The following is a 3,947-nucleotide window of genomic DNA, read 5'->3' on the forward strand; positions in this document are numbered from 1 at the left end:
GCTTCACCCTGTACCGGCGCCGGACCGACGGCTGACCGACGGCTGACCGACGGCTGACCGACGGCTGACCGACGCCGGACCGATGGCCGGCCCGCCGTCGTCAGGCGGGCCGTCGCCCGGGGATCGCTCAGGGGTCGCTCAGCGTCGGAACAGGCCGCTCAGCACGTCCCACCAGCCGCGCCGCGGCGCCGGGACGGCCGGGGCCGCCTGCTCCGACGCCCCGGCGTCGTCGGTGTCCTCGGCGCTCTCGGTGCCCCCGCCGGCCTTGCCGGCCCGGGCCGCCGCGGCCTCCGCCCGCTCGGCCACGGCGAGCTCCGCCTCCGCCTCCGCCACCGAGGCCGGGTCCGGCTCGATGTCGCGGGGAGTGAACTCCACCGGCAGCGCGGTGAGATGCCGGGAGATCCAGGCCGAGCTCCAGGTCAGCTCCTCCTCCGGCACCGCGAGCCGGACGTCCGGCAGCAGGGTGAGCAGGATGTCGATCCCGGCCTCGGCGACGTGCCGCCCGATGTCCTGGCCCGGGCACTCGTGCGGCCCGGCGCCGAAGGACAGGTGGGAGCGGTTGCCGTGCAGCGGTGCGGCGAGGTCGGGCCGGACCACCGGGTCGACGTTGCCCGCCGCCAGCCCGAGCAGCAGCATGTCCCCGGCCGCGATCTGCTGGCCGCCCAGCTCCGTGTCGGCGGTCGCCCAGCGGCCGGCCACCAGGGACATCGGAGGGGCGTCCCAGAGCACCTGGTCCAGCGCCTCGCCCAGGGTCATCTGCCCCCCGGAGACGTGGGCGCGGAACCGGGGGTCGGTGAGCACCATCTTCAGCGAGTCGGCGATCAGGTTGACGGTGGTCTCGTTCGCGGCCAGCAGCACCACCCGCAGGTGCTCCAGCACCTCGTCCTCGGTCAGCCCGGCCGGGTGTGCCAGCAGGCGGGTGGTCAGGTCGTCCCCGGGCTGCTCGCGCTTGATGGCGACGGTCCGGCGCAGACTGGTGACCACGTAGTCGTTGCTGGCGATCGCCGTCGCGGTGCCCTTCATCAAGTCCCTTGCGGCGACAACGAGTTGCGGCCCGTACTCGTCCGGGACGCCGATCAGCTTGGTCATCACCAGCATCGGCAGGTGCTCGGCGAACTGCGAGATCAGCTCGGCCTCGCCGGTCGGACCGACCACCTGGACCAGGTCGGTGGTGAAGCGCCGGACGTGGCGGCGGATGCCGCGCTGGTCGAAGCCGTTCAGGCCGGCCACCAGCGCGCCGCGCAGCCGCCGGTGCTCCTCGCCGTCCGCGAACACACAGATCGGCTGCCAGGCGATGACCGGCAGCAGCGGGGAGTCCGGCGGGACCTCGCGGTCGCGGAAGGCGTTCCACAGACGGGAGTCCCGGGAGAACAGCGACGGGGTGCGCATCACGGCGATGTTGGCGCCGTGGCCGAGCACCAGCCAGGCCCGGTGGTCGCCGTGCAGCAGCACCGGGGCGACGTCGCCGTGTTCGGCGCGCAGCTTGTCGTACAGGAGCGCGGGGTCCGCCTCGGCCTCCGGCCCGTACAGGCGGCGCAGCCCGCCGGGGCCGGTCGGGGCGATGCCGCCGCCCGCGTGGGCCGGGCAGCCGGGTGGCGGCGTGGGAGCGGGTGCCGGGTCGGCGGGTTCGGGAAAGGGGGTGGTCACGGAGTCTCCGGTCGCGGGGGTGATGAGGCCACGGGCTTCGGACGGACGGGCCGTCGGATCAGCCGGTGCGGGGAACGGCCAGCTCGTACAGGTAGTGCATCAGGGTCATCAGGGTGTCCCGGCTGGACTCCCGGCTGCGCGCGTCGCAGGTGACGATCGGCACCTCGGCCGGCAGGTCGAGCGCGCCGCGCAGTTCGTCGAACGGGACGGACGGCGCCTCCGGGAAGCCGTTGACGGCCACCACGAAGGGCACGCCGCGCTCCTCCAGCCGGCCGATCACCTCGAAGCTGACCTCCAGCCTGCGGGTGTCCACCAGCACCACCGCGCCCAGGGCGCCCTCGAACAGGCCGTTCCAGAGGAACCAGAACCGCTCCTGGCCGGGGGTGCCGAAGACGTACAGCACGAGCCGGTCGTTGATGCTGATCCGGCCGAAGTCCATGGCCACGGTGGTGGAGGTCTTCTGCTCGACCCCGGTCGGGTCGTCCACGCCGACCCCGGCCTGGGTCATGGTCTCCTCGGTGGTCAGCGGGCGGATCTCGCTCACCGAGCTGACCAGCGTCGTCTTGCCGACGCCGAATCCGCCCACGACCACCACCTTGACCGCCGTGGAGACGGTGTCCGGCAGCAGGTCCGAGTGGGCCGGCCCGACCACTGTGTCAGAGCCGCTGAAGTCCATGGATCACCGCCTCCAACAGGGCGCGTTCGGGGAGTTCCGCCGCGGGTACGGCGGCGGCGCGGGCCTCGACCAGCCCGTCGTCGAGCAGGTCCGCCAGCAGGACGGCGACCACGCTGGCGGGCAGCTCCAGGTAGGCGGAGACCTCCGCGACCGAGAGCGGGGAGCGGCACAGCCGCAGGATGGCGGCGTGCTCCGGCTGGTGGGCCGGGGTCGGCTCACCGCGGGAGACGATCAGGGTGACCAGGTCGACCACCCCGAGCCCGGAACCGCCGCTGCGGCCCCGGGTGATCACGTACAACCGGTCGGGCTCGGGGCCTTCCCAGCCGGCCTTCTCGGCCGTCATGACACCGCCTCACTGTGCTCGTTCATGGGCCGCCCCGCTTCTGGAGCGCGTCGCGGCGGGCCGGGCCGGGAGCCGGTTCACGCGACCGCCTCGGGGTTGCGCGGCGGGGTGGACAGGTGCTCGCCGATCCGGGCCACCAGGTCGCGCATCTGGTGGCTCACCAGGCCGGCGTCCACGCCCTCGTCGGCGAGCACCGCGAGGTAGGCGCGGTCGCCGGCCGCCATCAGGTAGAAGTAGCCGCCGTCCACCTCGATCACCACCAGCCGCATCGAGCCGTCGCCGTGCGGGAACTCGTGGCCGATCGCGCCGGCCAGGCTCTGCAGCCCGGCGCAGGCGGCGGCGAGGCGGTCGGCGGCGTCCGGGTCGGTGCCGTACTGGGCGATCCGCAGGCCGTCGGCGGACAGCACGATGACGTGGCGCACGTACGGGACGCTGTGCGCGAGGTCGTTGAGGATCCAGTCCATGTTGCTGCGGTGCGGAGTCACTGCTCGCCTTTCCCTGCCGTCTCTTCACTGGTGTGTGCGGCGCTGGTGTGCCCGGCACCCGGCTGTCCGGTGCCGGTGGCGCGTCCGGTGTCGGTGGTACGTCCGGGGTCCGCGGTACGTCCGGTGTCCGTGGCGCGTCGGGTGCCCGTGCCGTGGTCGTCGTCGGCGGCGGCGCCCGGGCCGGAAGGGCTCGGGCCGGTGCCCTTGATGCCCCGCATGAACGCCTCCACCCACAGACCGGGCTCCTTGCGCTCCTTGGCGGGGCGCGACGTCTGGGCGAGGGGCCCGGCCGTCGGTCCGGTGTGCTGCGCGGCGGTCCGCGTCGCGCCGCGGTAGGTCCGGGGCACCAACGGTTGGCTGCGCCGGCGCTGCGGCAGGCCGTTGGCGGTCCACTCGGTCACGATCACCTCGTCGTCTCCGGCCGGGCCGGAGGGCCCCCACGGGTTGGTCGAACCGTTGGACGGCCCGACGCCGGCCGGGGTCGTCCTGGCACCCCAGGGGCGGCTCGGGGCCGCGTGCCGGGGACGGTTCGGCGGCAGCGGACGGGGGCCGGAGAAGGCTCCGATGCCGTGCGCCCGGCCGGTCGGCGGAGCGGTGGTGAGCATCGCCTTCGGTACGACCAGCACCGCCCGGACACCGCCGTACGCGGAGCGGCGCAGCGAGATCTGGAAGCCGTACGCCTGGCAGAGCCGGCCGATGATGGCGAAGCCCAGCCGGGGGGACTCTGCGAGGTCGTCGAACTCCTTGGAGACCATCGCCTCGCGGATCGAGCGCTCGGCGCGGAACCGGGCGTCGT

Annotated in this window: 4 protein-coding genes and 1 pseudogene; all 5 read right to left on the minus strand. The window is 74.1% G+C overall.

The window, feature by feature from the left end; all coding sequences use genetic code 11:
• Window positions 1-138: 138 nt before the first annotated feature.
• On the minus strand, window positions 139-1,647 hold the full coding sequence (locus ACFRMQ_RS39030) for a cytochrome P450 (protein WP_380735641.1): 1,509 nt from the start codon (window positions 1,645-1,647) through the stop codon (window positions 139-141).
• Window positions 1,648-1,705: 58 nt separating this feature from the next.
• Window positions 1,706-2,323: an ATP/GTP-binding protein gene (locus tag ACFRMQ_RS39035; RefSeq protein WP_380735642.1), complete on the minus strand. Its 618-nt coding sequence runs from the start codon at window positions 2,321-2,323 to the stop codon at window positions 1,706-1,708.
• The gene (locus tag ACFRMQ_RS39040; RefSeq protein WP_380735643.1) at window positions 2,304-2,666 is read right to left on the minus strand and encodes a DUF742 domain-containing protein; all 363 of its coding nucleotides are present in this window, start codon (window positions 2,664-2,666) and stop codon (window positions 2,304-2,306) included. Before ACFRMQ_RS39040 ends, ACFRMQ_RS39035 begins: the two co-directional genes overlap by 20 nt.
• Before the next feature lie 77 nt (window positions 2,667-2,743).
• Complete coding sequence (locus tag ACFRMQ_RS39045) at window positions 2,744-3,130, minus strand: roadblock/LC7 domain-containing protein (protein WP_380735644.1); 387 nt, start codon at window positions 3,128-3,130, stop codon at window positions 2,744-2,746.
• 17 nt (window positions 3,131-3,147) lie between these two features.
• Window positions 3,148-3,947 (minus strand): annotated as a pseudogene (locus tag ACFRMQ_RS39050) (ATP-binding protein); the annotation flags it as partial.

Source organism: Kitasatospora sp. NPDC056783 (genome assembly GCF_042789895.1).
Classification (GTDB): domain Bacteria; phylum Actinomycetota; class Actinomycetes; order Streptomycetales; family Streptomycetaceae; genus Kitasatospora.